The 18,180-nt window shown below is 65.6% G+C and carries 15 protein-coding genes, 2 tRNA genes and 2 pseudogenes; 14 read left to right on the top strand and 5 right to left on the bottom strand.

All coding sequences use genetic code 11. The features are described 5' to 3' along the window. Positions 1–99: 99 nt before the first annotated feature. Both ACT9TC_RS06965 and ACT9TC_RS06960 read right to left on the bottom strand, forming a co-directional pair. A complete protein-coding gene (locus tag ACT9TC_RS06965) occupies positions 100–1,470 on the bottom strand; it encodes a cryptochrome/photolyase family protein (protein WP_458042639.1) in 1,371 nt (456 codons plus the stop codon). Between the two features lie 2 nt (positions 1,471–1,472). Further along, complete coding sequence (locus tag ACT9TC_RS06960; protein ID WP_458042638.1) at positions 1,473–2,765, bottom strand: diacylglycerol kinase family protein; 1,293 nt, start codon at positions 2,763–2,765, stop codon at positions 1,473–1,475. 70 nt (positions 2,766–2,835) lie between these two features. On the opposite strand from ACT9TC_RS06960, the gene serS reads away from it, so the two are divergent. The 10 genes from serS (at position 2,836) to ACT9TC_RS06910 (ending at position 11,768) form a co-directional block, all read left to right on the top strand. Further along, a complete protein-coding gene (serS, locus tag ACT9TC_RS06955; RefSeq protein ID WP_458042637.1) occupies positions 2,836–4,101 on the top strand; it encodes a serine--tRNA ligase in 1,266 nt (421 codons plus the stop codon). After that, a complete protein-coding gene (locus ACT9TC_RS06950) occupies positions 4,098–5,036 on the top strand; it encodes an HAD family hydrolase (protein WP_458042636.1) in 939 nt (312 codons plus the stop codon). The genes serS and ACT9TC_RS06950 overlap by 4 nt, the downstream gene beginning before the upstream one ends. A gap of 155 nt (positions 5,037–5,191) precedes the next feature. Next, positions 5,192–5,276: transfer RNA gene (locus ACT9TC_RS06945), tRNA-Ser, on the top strand. Further along, positions 5,235–6,596 (top strand): LCP family protein, encoded by a 1,362-nt coding sequence (locus tag ACT9TC_RS06940; protein WP_458042635.1) that lies wholly within the window; start codon positions 5,235–5,237, stop codon positions 6,594–6,596. The genes ACT9TC_RS06945 and ACT9TC_RS06940 overlap by 42 nt, the downstream gene beginning before the upstream one ends. Before the next feature lie 86 nt (positions 6,597–6,682). Further along, a tRNA-Ser gene (locus tag ACT9TC_RS06935) sits at positions 6,683–6,771 on the top strand. Between the two features lie 332 nt (positions 6,772–7,103). Then, positions 7,104–8,345: an IS1096 element passenger TnpR family protein gene (locus ACT9TC_RS06930; RefSeq protein WP_458042634.1), complete on the top strand. Its 1,242-nt coding sequence runs from the start codon at positions 7,104–7,106 to the stop codon at positions 8,343–8,345. Between the two features lie 270 nt (positions 8,346–8,615). Further along, entirely contained in the window at positions 8,616–9,866 is a 1,251-nt protein-coding gene (locus ACT9TC_RS06925; protein WP_458042633.1) for an ATP-binding protein, read from the top strand. Positions 9,867–9,966: 100 nt separating this feature from the next. Then, positions 9,967–10,536: a Wadjet anti-phage system protein JetD domain-containing protein gene (locus tag ACT9TC_RS06920; protein ID WP_458042887.1), complete on the top strand. Its 570-nt coding sequence runs from the start codon at positions 9,967–9,969 to the stop codon at positions 10,534–10,536. Between the two features lie 162 nt (positions 10,537–10,698). Further along, positions 10,699–11,157: an excisionase family DNA-binding protein gene (locus ACT9TC_RS06915; protein WP_458042632.1), complete on the top strand. Its 459-nt coding sequence runs from the start codon at positions 10,699–10,701 to the stop codon at positions 11,155–11,157. A gap of 26 nt (positions 11,158–11,183) precedes the next feature. Continuing rightward, positions 11,184–11,768, top strand: a complete 585-nt coding sequence (locus ACT9TC_RS06910; protein WP_458042631.1) for a PIN domain-containing protein — start codon at positions 11,184–11,186, stop codon at positions 11,766–11,768. Between the two features lie 395 nt (positions 11,769–12,163). On the opposite strand, the pseudogene ACT9TC_RS06905 reads toward ACT9TC_RS06910, so the two are convergent. The 3 genes and pseudogenes from ACT9TC_RS06905 to ACT9TC_RS06895 form a co-directional block, all read right to left on the bottom strand. Next, positions 12,164–12,386 (bottom strand): annotated as a pseudogene (locus ACT9TC_RS06905) (IS1380 family transposase); the annotation flags it as partial. 543 nt (positions 12,387–12,929) lie between these two features. Then, a pseudogene (locus ACT9TC_RS06900) lies at positions 12,930–13,165 on the bottom strand (transposase); the annotation flags it as partial. 95 nt (positions 13,166–13,260) lie between these two features. Beyond that, positions 13,261–15,015 (bottom strand): sensor histidine kinase, encoded by a 1,755-nt coding sequence (locus tag ACT9TC_RS06895; protein WP_458042630.1) that lies wholly within the window; start codon positions 15,013–15,015, stop codon positions 13,261–13,263. Positions 15,016–15,281: 266 nt separating this feature from the next. Here ACT9TC_RS06895 and ACT9TC_RS06890 point away from each other — a divergent pair, with 266 nt between their 5' ends. The 4 genes from ACT9TC_RS06890 to ACT9TC_RS06875 all read left to right on the top strand — a co-directional run bounded on the left by ACT9TC_RS06890 (position 15,282) and on the right by ACT9TC_RS06875 (position 18,081). Continuing rightward, entirely contained in the window at positions 15,282–15,545 is a 264-nt protein-coding gene (locus tag ACT9TC_RS06890) for a pyridoxamine 5'-phosphate oxidase family protein (RefSeq protein ID WP_458042629.1), read from the top strand. Positions 15,546–15,713: 168 nt separating this feature from the next. Beyond that, positions 15,714–16,577, top strand: a complete 864-nt coding sequence (locus tag ACT9TC_RS06885; protein ID WP_458042628.1) for an ABC transporter ATP-binding protein — start codon at positions 15,714–15,716, stop codon at positions 16,575–16,577. After that, positions 16,574–17,329 carry an ABC transporter permease gene (locus tag ACT9TC_RS06880; RefSeq protein ID WP_458042627.1) on the top strand — a complete coding sequence of 252 codons (756 nt, stop codon included), beginning with the start codon at positions 16,574–16,576 and terminating at the stop codon, positions 17,327–17,329. The genes ACT9TC_RS06885 and ACT9TC_RS06880 overlap by 4 nt, the downstream gene beginning before the upstream one ends. Beyond that, positions 17,326–18,081, top strand: coding sequence for an ABC transporter permease (locus tag ACT9TC_RS06875; protein WP_458042626.1), 756 nt, complete (start codon positions 17,326–17,328; stop codon positions 18,079–18,081). Before ACT9TC_RS06880 ends, ACT9TC_RS06875 begins: the two co-directional genes overlap by 4 nt. The last annotated feature ends 99 nt before the right edge of the window (positions 18,082–18,180 follow it).

The raw sequence follows: 18,180 nt of genomic DNA, 5'->3' as shown, positions 1-18,180 counted from the left end.
CGACAGGCTCGGCGATCGAGATCGGGCGGGTCGCTTCGACAGGCTCAGTTGACCGGGAGGCGACGGCCCCTGAGCTTGTCGAAGGGTCCGCCGCACGACCTAGCTCCGCCGCATCCGTTCGTATGCGTCGAGCGCGGCCTTGCGGGTTTCGCCGAGGTCGACGATCGGTTCGGGCGCTCGCCCACGCCCGTACTCCGGCGCCCATCGCCCGATGTACTCGCCGTGGGGGTCGAACTTCTTCGCCTGTAGCTCGGGGTTGAAGACCCGGAAGTAGGGCGCTGCGTCCGCACCGGATCCGGCCACCCACTGCCAGTTGAAGGGGTTGCTCGCGCCATCCGCGTCGACCAGGGTGTCCCAGAACCATTCTTCGCCGTGGCGCCAGTCGATCAGCAGGTTCTTGATCAAGAACGACGCGGTCACCATGCGCACCCGGTTGTGCATGATGCCGGTGTGCCAGAGCTCTTTCATGCCGGCGTCCACCAGAGCGATTCCGGTGCGCCCCTGCTGCCACGTCTTCAGCGCGGAAGGCTTCAGTCGGGGCCAGGGGAACTCGTCGAACTCGCGGCGCAGGTTCACGGTCGCCAGGTCGGGGTTGTGGAACAGCACGTGCGCGGCGAACTCGCGCCATCCGATCTCGGACAGGAATCGCTGAGCCGCGGCGGCCTGCGGCCCGCTCGCACCCTCTGTGCGGGTGACCGTCGCATGCCACACCTCGTAGGGGCTGATCTCGCCCCAGCGCAGACGCGGCGACAGTCCGGACGTCACGCCCGCGGCGGGTTCGTCCCGCGCCCGGTCGTAGTCGTCGAGGTCATCGCGCAAGAACTCGGTCAGCCGAGCGCGTGCGGCGGGCTCGCCCGGTTCCCACGTATCGCGCAGGCCCTCGGCCCAGTCGGGATCGGTCGGAAGCAGGGCCCAATCGTCCAGCGCATCGCTGTCGATATCGGCGGTCCCGGTGAGCTCGCGCGGAGCGGGCAACGATGCGCGCGGTGCCGGAAGGTTACGGCATGCCCGCCAGAACGGTGTGAAGACGGAGTACGGCTGACCGGCGCCGGTGCGGACGGTCCATGGTTCGAACAGCAGCGAGGCCCCGAACGACTCCACGGTCACGTCGTCGTCGCGCAGACTCGACTTGAGCGAGGCGTCGATCTCGCGCTCGGCGCCCCCGTAGCGGCGGTTCCAGAAGACGGCGCCTGCCGAGGCATCCGTCACCGCGTGACGCACCTCGCGCCCCGCCGGTCCGCGCCGCAGAACCAGCTGAACGCCGAGCTCGCGCAGACTCTCGCCGAGTGACGTGAGGCTGCCGTGCAACCACCAGCGCGCGGCGCCACCGAGGGGACGGATGCCGTCCGAGACCTCATCGAGCACGTAGAGAGCGATAATCGGCCCGCCCCGATCCATCGCCGCGCGCAGGGCGGGGTTATCGGCGATGCGGAGGTCGTCGCGGAACCAGACGAGCGATGCGGATGTCATCGTCAGAAGTCGGACGTGTCGTGGCCCTGGGGCACGACGATGCTCAGGCCGCCCTGTTCGATGGTGCAGCGGATGCGTACGGCTTCGCCGAGTTCGTCTCCATCGAGCTCGATCGGCTGGGCGGGCGATGTCGCCAGCTCGATGCCCTCGCCCTGCAGGAAGCGCACCGAGCTGTTGCGACCTCGGCGCTCGAGCACGCGACGACCGGCGCGGAATCGGCGGAGCACGCTGTTGTCCCACCAGACCTTGCGCCAGACGCCCAGCCATCCGAACCATCCGGAAGGCTGGATGACAGCGACGTCCAGCAATCCGTCGACGATGGACGCCTCCGGAATCAGCGCGATGCCAGCGGGAAGGGCGCCGCAATTCGCGAACAGTACGCTCTGCACCTTGGCGGCGTGCAGGCGGCCGCTCTCCATCTGGTACATCACGCGGAAGGGCTTGGCGGTGGCGAGCGAGCGCGCCGCACCGTCGACATACGCGACCCAGCCGACGGTCTTCTTCAGCTGCGAGTTGGTGTTGGCGATCATCGCGGCATCCAGCCCGATCCCAGCCATCACGACGAACGCATGGCGTTCGCGGCTGCCGTCGACCCGGCGGATGTCGGCGAATCCGATGTCGACCGGATGCGTCGTGCCGGTGAAGGTCGCCGCCACCATGGGCTCGGAGTCCCCGAGGGGCAGGCCGAGGTTGCGCGCAAGAAGGTTGCCCGTGCCGCTCGGCACGATGGTGAGGGCGACTCCGGTACCCGACATGGCCTCGGACACTGCACGCACCGTGCCGTCGCCGCCCGCGACCATCACGGCGTCGACGCCCTCGGCGAGGGCCTGCCGGGTGACGTCATCGCCGAGGTCGTCGACGGTCGTCTCGAAGAACAGGGGCTCGGCCCAATCGGCTTCCGCGGAAAGCCGCGTCACCTGGTCACGGAGCCGGTCCTTGTCGACCTTGATGGGGTTGTAGACGAGCGCGGCGCGCTTCTTCGGACGCGGGTCCTCGGCATCCATCGTGGTCGTCTCACCCTCGGGCGTGACCTGGCGAGCTTCTCCGGTCTCGCCGTCCGTCGTGTCGGGCTCGACGTCCTCGGGTTCGCGGATGACGCCGTCGGGTTTTGCCGCTTCTTCGGGGTCGGGCTCGTTCTCCGGGCCGTCCACCGGCTCCGAGTCGTCGTCGAAGCCCTCCGGCAGTCCATCGACGTCATCGAGGCTCTTCGCGTCGTCCGGCACCTCGGTATTCACGGGCGCGTCGTCCGGCGTCTCCGCGGCGTCGTCGGGGGGAGGGGATGAGGCCGCAGTCATGTTCCCCACCCTAGGCTCCGCGGGCGCCACGCCGGGGATCGCGTGGTATTCGCGCAACTAGACTTGACGGATGATCGACCCCGTGCTTCTTCGCGACGCCCCCGACCTCGTCACTCGCTCCCAGGTCGCCCGCGGGCACTCGCCCGAAACCGTGGACGTCGCGCTCGTCGCGGATCGCGAGCGTCGCGCCGCGATCACCGCGTTCGAAGAGCTGCGTGCCGCACAGAACGCGTTCGGCAAGGACGTCGCCAAGGCGCCGAAGGACGAGAAGGCTGCGCTCGTCGCGGAGGCCAAAGGCCTGGCCGACCGTGTCAAGCAGGCGCAGGCCGCCGTCGCCGTTGCGGAAGAGGCCGCGGATGCCGCCTTTGCCAAGATCGAGAACATCATCATCGACGGGGTGCCCGCGGGTGGCGAGGCCGACTTCGTCGAGATTCGCCGTGTCGGCGAGATCCCGACCTTCGACTTCACGCCTCGCGATCACCTCGAGCTCGGCGAGATGCTCGGTGCCATCGACATGGAGCGCGGGGCCAAGGTCTCGGGTGCACGCTTCTACTTTTTGACGGGCATCGGCGCGCGCCTCGAGATCGCGCTCATGAATCTGGCCCTGAACTCGGCCCTCGAGGCCGGGTTCGTGCCACTCATCACCCCGACGCTCGTCCGCCCCGAGATCATGCGCGGCACGGGGTTCCTCGGCGAACACTCGGACGAGGTCTACCACCTGCCCGACGACGACCTGTATCTGACGGGCACGAGCGAGGTCGCGCTCGCCGGGTACCACAAGGACGAGATCCTCGACCTGACGGATGGTCCTCTGCGGTACGCCGGATGGTCGACCTGCTATCGGCGCGAGGCCGGGTCACACGGCAAGGACACCCGCGGCATCATCCGTGTGCACCAGTTCAACAAGCTGGAGATGTTCGTCTACACGACGCCCGAAGAGGCCGAGGCCGAACACGAGCGTCTGCTGGGCTGGCAGGAAGAGATGCTCGGCAAGCTCGGGCTGACGTACCGCGTCATCGATGTAGCGGCCGGCGACCTCGGCTCTTCCGCGGCGCGCAAGTTCGACATCGAGGCGTGGATTCCGACGCAGGATGCCTATCGCGAACTGACCTCGACGAGTAACTGCACGACGTACCAGTCACGTCGCCTCGACATCCGTCACCGCCCCGACGGCGGACGCACGCAGCCGGTTGCGACGCTGAACGGGACGCTCGCGACCACCCGCTGGATCGTGGCGTTACTCGAGACGCACCAGCGTGCCGACGGTGCGGTATGGGTGCCCGAGCCGCTCCGCCCGTACCTGGGTGGGCTCGAGGTCCTGGAGCCGATCGCGTGATCGAAGCTCACGACGCGAGCAGCGACGACGTGGACGCCCGCATCCCCGACACCGGGGAGGTCGAGGTCGTCGAGCGCGACGAAGCCGCCGAGATCATCGAGCACGTCGCCCACGACTCCGCCGACCCCGAGGTCACGACCCTTCCGTTGCTGATCGTGCTCGATATCGACGGCACGATCCTGCTCGAAGACGAAACCCTCAGCCCCGGGATCGTCGAGGCCGTCGCCGACGCCCGTGCGGCGGGCAACGAGGTCATGCTCGCGACGGGGCGCAGCTGGGAAGGCACCCGAGGCATCCTGCGCGTGCTCGAACTCGATCCCGAGTACGTCGTGTGCTCGAACGGCGCCGTTGTGCTGCAGCGCCGTGACACCGGACAGGTGCACTACGAGCGTGTACACACCGAGACGTTCGATGCGACCGAGGTGCTGACGCTGCTGCGGCAACACCTGCCCGATGCGAAGTACCTGGTGGAGCTTCCCGGTGGTGAGCGGTACTACACCGACTATCTCGAGGACTGGAACCTGCTCGCGGCGCACCGCGTGCCGTTCGAGGAGCTCGGCAAGCACCCCGTTTCGCGTGTCGTCGTCGTGTCGCCCGAGCACGCCGAGGGTGACTTCCTGCGCCTCGTCGACGAGATCGGTCTCACCCAGGTGTCGTACGCGATCGGCTGGACCGCCTGGCTCGACATCGCACCGCAGGGAGTCGATAAGGGCACCGCGCTCGAGCTCGTGCGCCGGTGGCTCGACATTCCCCCCGACCGGGTGCTTGTGATGGGCGACGGTCGCAACGACGTCGGCATGTTCCGCTGGGCGCTCGAAAAGGGCGGTCGTGCGATCGCGATGGCTCAGGGCCCCCAAGAGGTTCTGGATGCCGCGGGCGAGATCACGCTCTCGGTGCAAGAAGGCGGCGTCTCGGACATCCTCCGCCGCCTGTAGCCCCGGTGATGGTGCCGCGGACCCGGGTCAATCCCGTTCCGCCGCGCCGAGGCATCCGCTTTCAGGGCCTTGCCAGCACTTCCTGCGAAAATAAGCCGCAACTGTCTGTCGAGTACACTCGGTGCCTGTCGACGAAGTGCTGAGGCTCTTCGCCGGGAGGGTTGTCCGAGCGGCCGATGGACCTGGTCTTGAAAACCAGTGGGCAGCAATGTCCCGTGGGTTCGAATCCCACACCCTCCGCATAATTACCCGGCGGACCCGACCGCCGAAAGGACGCGAGTGAGCGAGACGACCGAGGCCTCGAAAAGGCAGGACGCGAAGCGACGCAAGACCGTCGCGCGTCACGGCAACCTCTCGTCCCCGAGCGTCGGTGGGCAGATCGCGCGATTTGTCGCGGTCGCGCTCGCGGTCGTCCTCGTAAGCGGGGTCGGGGTCATCGGTTACACGACCTACACGGCTGTCGCGGACTTCTCGGCGAGCGCCGTCGAACTCGAAGGGCAGGAGTCCGTTCCGCCCGACATCGGCGAGATCGAAGGTGGCGTCAATCTGTTTGTCGCGGGCACGGATGCGTGTGAGCCCGACTACGCCGCGTACTTCGGCGACCGTTGCACGGGGGCGGATGCCGGCGGCGAACTCAACGATGTGAACATGCTCATACACATTTCCGACGAGCCCCGTCGCGTCACGGTGATCAGCTTTCCGCGCGACCTGATGATCCCGATCCCGGAGTGCACGGACCCCGATACAGGTCGCACGACTTCCGCGATGACGAAGCAGCCGCTGAACTCGACGTTCTCCTATGGCGGCTTGTCCTGTGCCGTCAAGACGATCTCGGAGCTGACGGGTCAGAACATCCCCTTTGCGGCCGCTGTCACGTGGGGCGGTGTGATCGAGATCACCAACGCTGTCGGCGGCGTCGAGGTGTGTATCGCCAACGGCATCAAGGACCCCTACACCGGCATCGACTGGCCCGAGGGCAACAAGTCCCTCGTCGGACTTGAGGCGCTGCAGTTCCTGCGCACCCGGCACGGCGTCGGCAACGGCGGAGATCTCGGGCGCATCTCGAACCAACAGCAGTACATGTCGCGGCTGGCCCGCAAGCTCGTCAGTGAAGAAGTGCTGTCGAACCCGACGACGCTGTTCGGGCTCGCGACGACAGCCCTCTCCAACGTCACCCCGAGTCAGACGCTCCGCAACCCGTTGACCCTCACGCAGATCGCGCTCGCGGTCAAGAATGTTCCGTTCGACGAGATTGTCTTCATCTCTTATCCGGTGAACGGCGACGCCGCCGATCCCGACAAGGTCGTCCCGAACTACACTGCCGCGGACTCCCTGTGGGCGGCGCTCGAAACCAACCGACCTCTGCAGCTCACGGGCAAATCGGGTCAGGGCGACGGCGTGATCGTCGAGACGCCCGCGCCCACCGACCCGGCCGAGCCAACGGAAGCCGCGACTCCGGGCACGCCGGTTGATCCTTCCGAGGAAGCGATCGCTCTGCCGCCCGCAGTCACTGGCCAGACGGCGGCGCAGGAGACCTGCTCGAACGGCAACGTCCGCTGACCGAGGTGCGCCTCGCTTCGTGATGAGGCGCACGTTCGGGTTAGTATTGCCGAGTGCATTCGCGGACGTCCGCGTCGGAATGCCTGGGAGACGTCGCATAGTCCGGCCTAGTGCACCACCCTGCTAAGGTGGAGACCCCTCACGGGGTCCGAGGGTTCAAATCCCTCCGTCTCCGCTCAGGTGGGCTCGTTTCGATCAGGTGAGCCCGTTTCGGCCCGGTTCGCTTCATGGCAAATCGTGGCAGAAATGAATCCCTGATCAGCCTAAGTTCTCACGCGCACCCTCATGTCGTACACATTGTGGGGGCTGTCAGCCTGGTGGCGAGCAGATCGCTCAGTCGTGTGCGTTGTGCCACGAATCTGCCACGAAGGAGACGGAGGGTACGCGCGCCTCGGTCTCGAGACCGGTAGGCGGAATCCCTCCGTCTCCGGGTGCGGCGCAACGCCGCGAGCGACGAGACGCGGAAGAGCCGCTGCCGCTGATTGCGTGCCGTGTCATGCTCGATTCATGGCGCGTACGTGGCTGTCGGTGACGGTGGAGCTTCTGGGTGGGCGGGGTGAGGAGTTGTGGCCGTGGCCGGGTCGGGTGTTCGCAGTGGCACCCTCGCACACGTTCAGCGATCTGGCGGATGCGATCGATGACGCGTTCGCGCGGTGGGATCGCGCGCACCTCCAGGTGTTCACGCTTGCCGATGGTCGCGTGCTCACCGATGGCGAGACCGGGCAGGAGATGGCATCCAGTTCCTTCGGGCCAGTCGTGGCCGCGCTGGATATCGCGTCGGTGAAGGTGGGACGGTTCCTGTCACTCGGTGCCGAGTTCCAGTACACGTTCGATCTCGGCGACAACTGGGTGCACCGATGCGTGGTCGGTGAGCGCAAAATCGACCCGCTCGACGAGCTCGGGATCGTGCCGGACAAGCCGTTGCCCTACTGGGGATGGGGGAGTATCCCTGACCAGTACGGCAGAAACTGGGCAAGTGACGACGGCGAAACGCCTACGCCAGAGCAGCCAAGCGTTCTCCATCCCATGGGGACGAATCAGTGGCCCGCTGGGGGCGCTGTCCCGGAACTCGATGTGCGGGCCGTGCGTGCGGCCGTCGCTGCAGGTGATTCAGCCGGTTTCCTCGACGCGCTCACCGGGAGGGAGATCGATGACGCGCTCCAGCAACTCGGCTCCGGAATGGCGATGGCGCTACGCAGTCGACGACTGCAGGCGGAGGCGGTGGCGCTCTCGGTGATCAACCGGCTCACGTGGCGGAGCGGCCCTGGCGACGGGGTGTTGGCGGAAGACCTGTTGGCGCTGCTGCGGCGCGAGCCACCGACGGCCCGAACTGCCCCGGTCGATCTCGACGCGCTCAGCATGCTCCTGGAAGGGGATCTGGGTGAGTCGAGCACGGTCTACATCGACATCCTGACCGGTGAGGTCTACAGCGGTGACCTCACCGACCCGGCGCTGGTGGGGGAGGATGCCGCCATCGACGTCGACGCAGAACCCGACCAGTGGGTCTGGCTCGAGCGCACCGGATCGCCGGATGCGTGGGAGGACATGCAGGAGTTTGCGCTCCGTCAACGCGATCGTGCGCTCCGCGACCGACTCACCCACGCGATCGAGGGCAGCGGCGCGTTCCGGCGATTCCGTGACCTCGTCCACGAGGAGGGCCTCGTTGCCCCGTGGCAGCTCTTCTCGGATGACCGCCGCTGGGGCCGTGCCCGCGACGCGCTCGCGGATGCCGGCATCCGCGTCCCCTGACCTCGGACGAAGGTGTTTGTTCTCTCGATCCCGAGTGGGCTGTCGGATGCGCGTGCCAATGCAAGCTGTTGACGGCGTGTATTGGCCTCGTGATCGTCATGGCGGCCGCTGATGAACGCTGAACTCGACTCCGTTCTGGGGCACATCTTCGAACGCGATGACATCCACTCGCACACGGCCTCGGGCTGTTCGGCTGAATGCCACGATAACATGCGGCCATATGTCAGTTATCGATTCGGCTGAACGCCAGTCTCGGTGTACGCTTCGTGAGTGAGCAAGTTCATCGCGCGACGACTGAGTCCGGTCGTTCGGCAACGCGTCGACGAGACGCCGGTGCTCCTTCTGGAAGGTCCCCGCAGCGTCGGGAAGTCGACTCTGCTCGCTGAACTCGCGACCCAGACGGGCGCGCCGATCTTCGATCTCGACGAACGGGAGTACCTGCGTTTGGTGCAGGTCTCGCCGACTGCGGTGACGGGCGAGGCGTTGCCGGTGCTGATCGATGAGTACCAGAAGGCGCCCGAGCTCCTCGATGCCATCAAGGCTCGGCTGAACAGAGAGACGCACCCGGGCATGTTCGTGCTTGCCGGATCGGCGAGCTACGACTCCTTGCCGGCGGGTACCCAGGCACTCACTGGCCGGCTCCAGCGTCTCGCGGTGATGCCATTCACCCAGACTGAGATCGATGCCACGGATAACCATTTCGTCGAACGGGCTTTCGCGGGCGAGATTCGGCACAGCCCTCGGGCAGGCGCGGCGGGCCGGCTCGACTACGTCCGGCGGGTGATGCAGGGTGGAATGCCGCTGGCGCTTGCCGCTCCGTCGATCCCCGCGCGTGACAGATGGGTGCAAGGGCACATCCGACAATCTCTCGAGAAGGATGCCGGAGAGCTGCGCCGCATCTCCCGTAAGGCCGACTTGCCGCAGGTGCTTACGCGCGTTGCATCCCAGACCGCTGGTTTGCTCAACCTAAGCAAGATCGCTCAAGGGCTGGACGCGTCCCGGACCACCATCAGCTCCTACGTCGCGCTTCTCGAGTCCCTCTTCTTGATCAGCACACTTCCCGCGTGGGGGATGACTGTCTCTTCGCGCAGCGTCGCGGCGCCGAAGATTCACGTCGTCGATTCCGGGATTGGTGCCGTGCTGCTGCGCCTCAGTGAGAGCAAACTCGAACGCCGAGACCCGTCCGCGCTGACTGAGTTCGGGCACCTGCTGGAGTCGTTCGTTGTGCAGGAGGTGCTCCGCCAGGTGACATGGCTCGATGATGTGGTGACGGCGGGTCACTGGCGTACCCGCGACAACGACGAGGTCGACCTCGTGCTCGAACGCAGTGATGGCGCCGTTATCGCAATCGAGGTGAAGGCCGGTGACCACGTCGATGGCAAGCAGGTCGCTCCAATGCGCAAACTTAGGGAGCGACTCGGCTCTGCCTTCATTGCTGGGATCGCCTTCCACCTAGGAACCATCGGATACGAACTTGACGATCGCATCCACTCCGTGCCGGTCGAGCGACTATGGATCTGACCGGTTACTGGCAGCTTTGTGGCCGCCACGTTTCCGCCACGAATCGAACCCCATCGACCTGACCGAACCGGCAGAACTCGACATCAGCAGCCGCGGATTCATGCGGTTTCGATCAGCACGTTTGCCATCCGCGCGATTTCAAATCCCTCCGTCTCCGCCACAAAACCCTGATCGAGCGGTGTTTCCGGGCTCTTCTGCCACGGAACTGCCACTCTTGCCGAGATCGCGGTACTCGGTGGCTTGGGCAGATCGTCCGGCTGAGCTGGTCGGCGCTGCGCTGTCTGATCATGCTGGCCTTTGCAAGGACGCGCTTGCGGGGCGCCGGACGTGGGATCGAGAGCGCGAACCCCTCGGTCCCCTGACCTCCGAGCCGCTCCCTTGGGCGCGGACGGTCACGTACTGGGGTGACCTGGATTCGCCTGGCTTCGCCATCCTCAACCGACTTCGTGCCAGGGGAGTGGAGGCAAAGTCGGCGTTGATGGATGCCGTGACCCTGTTTGCGCACCGTGATCTCTGGGGGCTCGACCCGGACCCGAATGTCGGCGTATTCGAGCGACTCACGCCCGCCGAACGCGCAACGCTCCAGGCGCTGAGCGCCGAGGGCAACATTCGCCTCGAGCAGGAGCAGATTGCGTGGAGCTACGCGCTCACCAGACTTGGAGTCTTGTGAGCCGGCTCAGCCATGCGTCGTACCTGTCAGCGCTGCGTGATAACGTAATCGCAGAAAACGCAAACTCTTGCGTTCACGTGTATTGAGGTGATTCTGGTGTCTCGCGCTACAGCCGTTGAGGAGACGTATCTCCCGAGCGGGGCCAATGAACTGGCTCCCATCATGGACTTTCTCGCGGCTCATGAGGCTGCGGGTCGAGTCGCTCCAGAGCCGCGCTACTTCCTCGCGGGTACTCGGCCGGGGGATCAGGTGGAGCTTCCGGAAGAGGTCTACTTGGCGCTCCGGAAAGTGGTGGATGCGATGCGGAGCGGGCTCGCAGTCTCGGTGGTGCCGCACACGACCCGTCTGACGACGCAGCAGGCGGCCGACCTGCTCAACGTCAGTCGCCCGACTGTTGTGAAGCTCCTCGACGAGGATGAGATCCCGTTCGAGAGGGTCGGAACGCATCGTCGAGTGCTTCTCGCAGATTTGCTCGACTATCGCGAGCGCCGTCGGGAGCGTCAGTATGACGTCTTAGCGGCGACCCGCGACGGCGTTGATGAAGACAACGTCGAGCGGGCGCTGGAGGACCTGAGGGAGGCGAGGAAGGCGGTAGCAGTGACGCGAGCTGCCCGGAAGTGATCACACCCGGCTGACAAGATGGGGTTGTGTTCACGGCGACCCTCGACACCAGCGTGCTGTGGCCGAGTTTGCAACGCGACTTTCTGCTTTCCCTCGCAATCGAGGGCGCCTACCGTCCAACCTGGAGTTCCGTGATCCTCGAGGAGCTCGAGTTCCACGAGGAGGCCAAGCTCTTCAGGCGGGGAGCGTCGGCGGGAGAGGCGGCCCGGCGTGCGGTGACGCTCGTCGCCGCGATGCGTCGCGAGTTCGCCGATGCCGCGGTCGAAGGCTGGGAGCCACTGGAAGGGACGTACGGTCTTCCGGATCCAGACGACGAGCATGTCGTCGCCGCGGCCGTCATCGCGGGAGCCGGCGCGATCGTCACCGAGAACACGAAGCACTTTCCGCAGGACAAGCTTCCGATGGGCATCCAAGTGCTGACCGCGCGGGAGTTCGCGAAGAACACCGTTGCGCTCAACCCGACCAACGCCCTGGGCGCCATCCAAGAGATTGCGCGACGTTCCGGGCGCCACGGTCCTGCGATGACCGCAGAGGACATCCTCGACATCCTGCGCGATCGGTACCGCATGATCGAAGCCGTCGACATGATGATCGAGGCGACTGAGGATTAGTGGGATCGGCCCTTTGGGCGCGATCGAGCCCGCAACCGTGTCGTCGAACGTGCCACGTTTCTGCCACGAATCGAATCCGACTCAACTGATCCGAACGGCCCACGGGTAGGTCAGGGTCTCCGCCAGTTTCAAGTACTTTTTCGGCCCGGTTCGGCTCGTTTCAACCGTGTTGACGCCGGTCCGGACGTGCCGAGTTGTTCTCATGTCTGACTTGGGTTTGTGCTCTGCATCGGCGTCCTCGAATCGACCGTGCCGCAACACCGCCCTAATCTGCGTGATCTAGGCCCTGAACGCGGCAGAAGTCTGACGTGAGAACACTCTGAGAACCGGTGAGACCGAGGGGCATCACCCCTGCATCTGCATGAGACCGTGGATCTCGGTCTCGATACGGCGCCGTCGATCGAATCCGCCCCGGCGAGCATCCCAGCGACCAGCGCCATCGCCTTCGAGCCCGCGTTCGCGCCCTTTGCCCGTCGGTACGCACAGCCGGCCGTGCGCGAGCTCGTCGAGCCCCGCCGACCTGGCCAGCCGAAGCATCGGGACCAGCCCCGCAGAAGACACGAGATTCGGATCATCGAAGACCGCGGACACCGCGGCAGGAGCATGCTTGAATTGCATCTACGAGATGCCTCTCGGATCGTTTGAACAGTGGCCTAGATAATCACTATTCTCCCTGATCTGAGGGGCATTTCTACGTCACGACGCTCGCCCAGAACCCAGCCGCATGGGTGGATCGAGGCTTAGGGGGGATCGGAATTAGAAGGAGGAGGCCCACACCGAAGAGTGCGAAGAATCCGATGGCACCCAGAGTCAAGGAGGGGTCCGGAGGAACAGCAATAGTTCCGCCGGTCGCTGCCGGGAACGTGCACTCCAGTCCTAGCGGAATCCAGCTGAGTCGACCGGATGGTTGTGCCGCCTCGGAGACGAGAGCGCCTTCCGGCGCCTGCGCGTAGAGGCAATTATTCGCGGGGTTGCGGTAGATGAGCGACACCACCGTGAGCAATACCAATAGAGCGGCCGCCCCGCTGACACTCAGCGTCCAACCCAATGCCCGTCTCAGTTTCAACTGAGCCTCCTGCTCCATCGACAATCAAGTGTCCCGAAAGCCACCTAAGAAATCTGTCGGCTATCTGGGGGACACGAAAAAGAGGCACGAGTCAGGTCCGCCAACCGCCGGTTCTCCGCCTCCAGCAACACGATCCGCGCCGCTTCCACCGGCGCCGGCGCGGACGCCGGGTCAGGGTGCTGCTCGCGGTACGTCTTGACCCAGTACCCAGCGAGCTCTCGTTGATCTCGAGCTCGCGAGCGACCTGCGCGATCGGCCGATTCCCGACCACTACGAGCTGGACCGCGTCAGCCTTGAAGTCCGCGGTGAACTTCCTTCGATTCGTAGACATCTCGTCCTGTCGTTCCTTCCTCATAACGACTGTCTACGAAAAGTGTCACACCCCATTCTCCGCCACGAAAGCTCAATGCTCGTTGGACGCGGGCGTCAGCCTTTTACTTTCGCGCTTGCCCGCGTGGGGAGTTCGATGCGGAGAGCCGTTCCCTCGCCGAGAGCCGACGACAGGGAGATGTCGCCTCCATGTGCGCGGACGATCTCGCGGGCGATGGCGAGTCCCAGGCCCGTTCCCTGCACCGCTTCGTTCTGAGCATTCGTCGCTCGGAAGAAGCGGTCGAAAACGAGCGGGATCTCGTCCGCCGGGATGCCCATCCCCGTGTCGGTGACGTCGATCGTGACGCTCCGAGTGCCGTTCGGCGCTCTGGCCGGCATCACCTCGACGTCGACGCGCCCCGATGTCGGCGTGAACTTCACCGCATTTTCGATCACGTTCGTGAACGCCTGTTCGAGCTGGTCCTCATCACCCTCGACGAATGTCGTGACAGCGCCGCCTATCCGCAGGCTCACGTTTCGAGAGTCGGAGAGGGGTCGCAGCGATTCCTCGACTCGGTGCAGCATCGGCCCGATCTCGAAGCACAAGATATTCGGGGCAACACCGACGGAATCGAACCGTTCGAGAACCAGCATGTCGCCCGCGAGGTCCTGAAGACGGCGTGCGCTGCGCTCGATCACCGACAGCCTGTTCTTCGTGACCGGGGGCAGCTGCGCTTCGTCGTCATCGAGCACCAGGTCGAGATAGCCCAGTATCGAGGTCAATGGCGTCCGCATCTCATGGCTGACGGTATGGATCACGTCGTTCTTCGACTTGTCCAGCTTCTTCAGCTGGCGTACCAGGTGCTCTTGGCTCTCCAACAGGCGGGCGAGTGTCGCGTGGCGCGACATCACCGTGAATGCGGCCAGAGCGACCGTGGCAGCGGCCAGCACCAACGCGATCGCGGGCGCACGGTTCTGGGTGGCGAAGAGCAGCACGCCCAGGCCGGCCAGGACGGCCAGGGCCGGGACGGGAAGAATTCGCACGCGCGAGGTGGTGGGGCGGGGGTCGGGTGCGAGCCGAGTAACCCCGTCCACCCAGATCGCCGCACAGGCGATCGCGGCGGTCCACGCGGCGTCGAGCGGGGTGCCGGTGGTGTATCCGCCCGTGTGTGTCAGGAGGGCATAGGCGATGTCCGCTCCCGCGAACAGAAGGAACCCGAGGACGAGGAACTGCCATCGAGGTCCGATTCTTAGGGCCGGTGACGCGGAGATGGCCACGACAACGGTGATCAGGAGGAGGTCGAAGAGGGGGTACAGGGCGGCGATGGCGCCGTTGAGCGGGGCAGCGACCGTCGTTGCGTCTGTGAAGACCGGGCCGAGGACGACGGCGAGCACGGCGGCCGCACCCAGCGACGCTACCGCTCCGTCGAAGAGCGCGGATTTCATCGAGCCGTGCGACTGGCGCACGACCAACACCAGCAGGGCAGCCATCGTCAGGGGGTAGTAGAGGAGGTAGCCGAGGTCGGCAAGCGATGGCGAGGCGAGTTCACCGGAGGAGTCCATCGCGAGGGCGTAAAACGTGTCACCGGCGGCGTTGAACGTCACTCCGGCCGCGGCGAGGATCACCTCCGGTCGCGAGAAATCCGTTCGCACCGCAACGAGCCAGAAAACACTGACCGGGACCCATTGGGCAGTAATCGACAGCCCTATATTGACCAGCGCGGAGGCAGGGTCGCCAGGACGCAGGAGCGCGCCGAAGTAGACCAGGTTGACGAGCACAGTGAGAGTGAGAAGCGCGCGGATGGTGCCGTTCAGACGTCCCCCGCCGACGCGTGACTGGTAGGTGAGGGTGGACTCGCTTGCAAACGACAAGGTCGCACCTCCAATCGCCTCACCAGCATCGCGGACCGGCTGATGTGCCGTGCCGGCTCTGTTCGCGCCTCTGCGAATGTCATCGGCTGGTGAGTGGGTGTTTCGACTTCAGCGTAGTACGTGATCTCGTTCTCGCTGGGGGATGGGTGAAGTAATGACGTCGCTCCACGACCTCGAGGCCCTCAACCACGCGATCGCCGCGCCGGCTCAACACGATCGCCGGATCTGTCAACGCCCCACCCGCGGCGTGGTGAGTGCGTTTGACTGTGCCGAACAAACCCCAGACGTGGGATCCTCGCGCAGGAAAACGCCACCATGACCGCTTCATCCTCTGGTTCATCATCGGCAAGGACGCATCGGCGGTCGAGGACATCGCGCGCAACCCGAACGTAGCGCTGCTCAAGATCGATGCGCTGAGCGGCGAGTACTGGGACAGCCCGGGCGGCAAGGTCGCGACCCTCGTCTCGCTCGTGAAGAGCAAGCTCACCGGCGAGGAGTTCGAGGCAGAGAACGAGAAGTTCGAGCTCTGAGGCAAGCGCCGGGTCTTCGGCGGCGTCCAGAACGTAACAAGGTCCGCACGATCGCGTCACCTGGCCGAAACAGGACGTTCCTACGGTTGAACTAACCAATTCACTCGGGCGGAGCAGCAAGCGTACGAGTGGCTCGATCTGGAAGTTCCTGACCGGACGGATCCCTCCATGGCCTCTGCTGCACTCGTCACCGCACCCACCGCGACCGCCACTCGGGCGCCGTCAACGACGACGGGGGTCGGAGTTGCGCCGGGGCCGAAGACGGCGGTCTCAATCCGTGCGGCAGACAAGATCTTCTCGCTCGGCCGGGGCAAGCAGTTGCAGGCCCTCTCGCAGGTGGACATCGAGATCGAGGAGGGCGAGTTCGTCGCCATCATCGGTCCGTCCGGGTGCGGTAAGTCGACGGTCCTGCGCCTCGCCGCGGGGCTCGATGAGCCGACGAACGGAACCGTTGAGATCTTCGGTGCCGAGCCGCGTCAGCTGGCGAAGCAGCACCGGCTCGGCGTCGCCTTTCAGGAGCACGCCCTGCTGCCGTGGGCCTCGGTGCGTTCGAACATCACGCTCCCCTACAAGGTCGCCGGTCGGAAGGTCGACGATGCCCGGGTCGACGGACTCATCGAGCTCGTCGGGCTCAGCGGTTTCGAAAAGGCGCGGCCCAAGCAGCTCTCGGGCGGCATGCGTCAGCGTGTGTCCATCGCACGCGCCCTCGTCCTGAGCCCGGATCTGCTCCTCCTCGACGAACCATTCGGCGCACTCGATGCCGTTACCCGACGCCGGATGAACGCCGAGCTCGCGCGGATCTGGGGCGAAGAGAAGATCACCTCGATCCTCGTCACCCACGATGTCGACGAGGCGCTCATCCTCGCCGATCGGATCATCGTGATGACCGGTCGCCCCGGGCAGGTCCGCGAGGTGAAGAAGGTCGACTTCCCTCGTCCCCGGGATGCCGAGACCACCCGCTCTCCCGAGTTCCATGCTCTCGTCGACGAGCTCACCTCGCTCCTCGATGCCAGCGAGAGTGCTGCGGCGTGAAGCCCACCCGCAGATCCACGAAGGTCATCTACGGGGTCGTCGGCAGTATGCTGCTGATCCTGGGCGCCGAACTCATCGGACAGTTCCAGCTCGCCGGCCGGGCGTGGCCCCCATTGACGGATGTCGTGGCCTACGTCTCGACGCCGGCCGGCGCGAGCCTCGTCTGGCGGAACGCACTCGTCACGCTCTCGGCCGCCGCCCAAGGCTTTGTCCTCGGTGTCGCCGTTGCCGTGATCGGGGCAGCGCTCGCGCTCGTGGTACCGCTGCTGCGTCCGGGATTCGATCGTTTCGCGGCCATCCTGCACGCGGTACCGACCATCGCCTTGGCGCCGCTGCTGATCACGACCGTCGGGCGTGAGGATACGCCGATGGTGATCGCGGCACTCAGTGTCGGCTTCGTCATGTTCGTCACGATGACCTCGGGCTTCGCTCACACGAGTGCCGCGCACGAAGACGTGTTCACCGTGCTCGGCTCGCAGCGCATCCAGCGCCTCGCCCGGCTCGAAGTGCCACAGGCGATTCCCGCATTCTTCGACGGCCTGACGCTCGCAGCTCCCGCCGCGGTGCTCGGCGCGACGATCGGCGAATGGTTCGGTGCCCCGATGGGCTTGGGACTGGTTCTCGTCAGCGCCATGCAGAACTACCAGATGGCCCTGCTCTGGTCGGCGGCGCTGGCGGCGACCATCATGTCGCTCGCGGCATACCTGCTCTTCGTTCAGCTGCAGCGTGTCGCCGTGCGGAGATTCGCATGAGCCGCCTGCGTGCGTTCGGGGTGGGACTGCTGCACCTCTGGCCGATCGCCATGATCCTGATCGCCTGGGACCTCTGGATCGTCTTGAACGACTACACGTCGACCGTCGCCCCTCGCCCGTGGAACGTCATCGCCGACCTCACGGCGGGATTCGGCGACTACCTGCCCTCCGTGCTCTACACCCTCGGTGTTTCGCTGGGCGGGTTGATCGGCGGCACCCTCATCGGTTTCGTCGCCGGTATCGCGGTGTGGTGGTCGGCCGCGCTGTCAGGCGTCGTGACACCGACCGCCCTCGTCATCCGCTCGGTTCCGATCACCGCGATGATCCCGATCATCGCCCGGATCGTCGGCTACGGCGACGCGGCCGTGATCACCTCGACCGCGCTGATCTGCTTCTTCCCGGCCTTCGTCTTCACTCTGTCGGGACTGGCTTCGATTCCCGAAGCCGGTGCGGATCTGTTCCGAGTCATGGGCGCAAACAAGCTGCAGGTCCTCGGACGCCTCGGCATCCTGCATGCACTGCCGAACCTCATGATCTCGGTGCGCATCACCGCCCCGACCGCCGTGCTGGCAGCCATGCTCGCAGAGTTCCTCATGGGCACCAACGGGCTCGGCGCCCTGTTCTCCGAGTCGCGCAGCTACATGAACATGGAGCGGGCCTGGGGGACGGCCCTCATCGCGACCATTGCGTCCGTGCTGGTGTTCCTGGGTGCGCGCGTGCTCGAGCGTCGCGTGGACGCGCGCGTCACCTGATCCATTTCGATCCCTGATCCGTCCCGATCCAGGTAGCGCAGGGGCGCGACCGTAGCGGGAGCCTTGCCGAAAACAGCCCACTCGACCCGAAATCGCCCG

Source organism: Microbacterium sp. HM-570, assembly GCF_054165885.1.
The sequence above is the reverse complement of the archived record's forward strand: the minus strand, read 5'-3'. Positions and strand labels throughout refer to the sequence as shown.

Excerpts from the sequence above, each read along its gene's own strand:
- ACT9TC_RS06965 (WP_458042639.1), bottom strand. The coding sequence starts at position 1,470 with ATGACATCCGCATCGCTCGTCTGGTTCCGCGACGACCTCCGCATCGCC.
- ACT9TC_RS06960 (WP_458042638.1), bottom strand. The coding sequence starts at position 2,765 with ATGACTGCGGCCTCATCCCCTCCCCCCGACGACGCCGCGGAGACGCCG.
- ACT9TC_RS06885 (WP_458042628.1), top strand. The coding sequence starts at position 15,714 with ATGGCCTCTGCTGCACTCGTCACCGCACCCACCGCGACCGCCACTCGG.
- ACT9TC_RS06930 (WP_458042634.1), top strand. The coding sequence starts at position 7,104 with ATGGCGCGTACGTGGCTGTCGGTGACGGTGGAGCTTCTGGGTGGGCGG.
- ACT9TC_RS06915 (WP_458042632.1), top strand. The coding sequence starts at position 10,699 with ATGGACTTTCTCGCGGCTCATGAGGCTGCGGGTCGAGTCGCTCCAGAG.
- serS (WP_458042637.1), top strand. The coding sequence starts at position 2,836 with ATGATCGACCCCGTGCTTCTTCGCGACGCCCCCGACCTCGTCACTCGC.
- ACT9TC_RS06920 (WP_458042887.1), top strand. The coding sequence starts at position 9,967 with ATGCGGTTTCGATCAGCACGTTTGCCATCCGCGCGATTTCAAATCCCT.
- ACT9TC_RS06875 (WP_458042626.1), top strand. The coding sequence starts at position 17,326 with ATGAGCCGCCTGCGTGCGTTCGGGGTGGGACTGCTGCACCTCTGGCCG.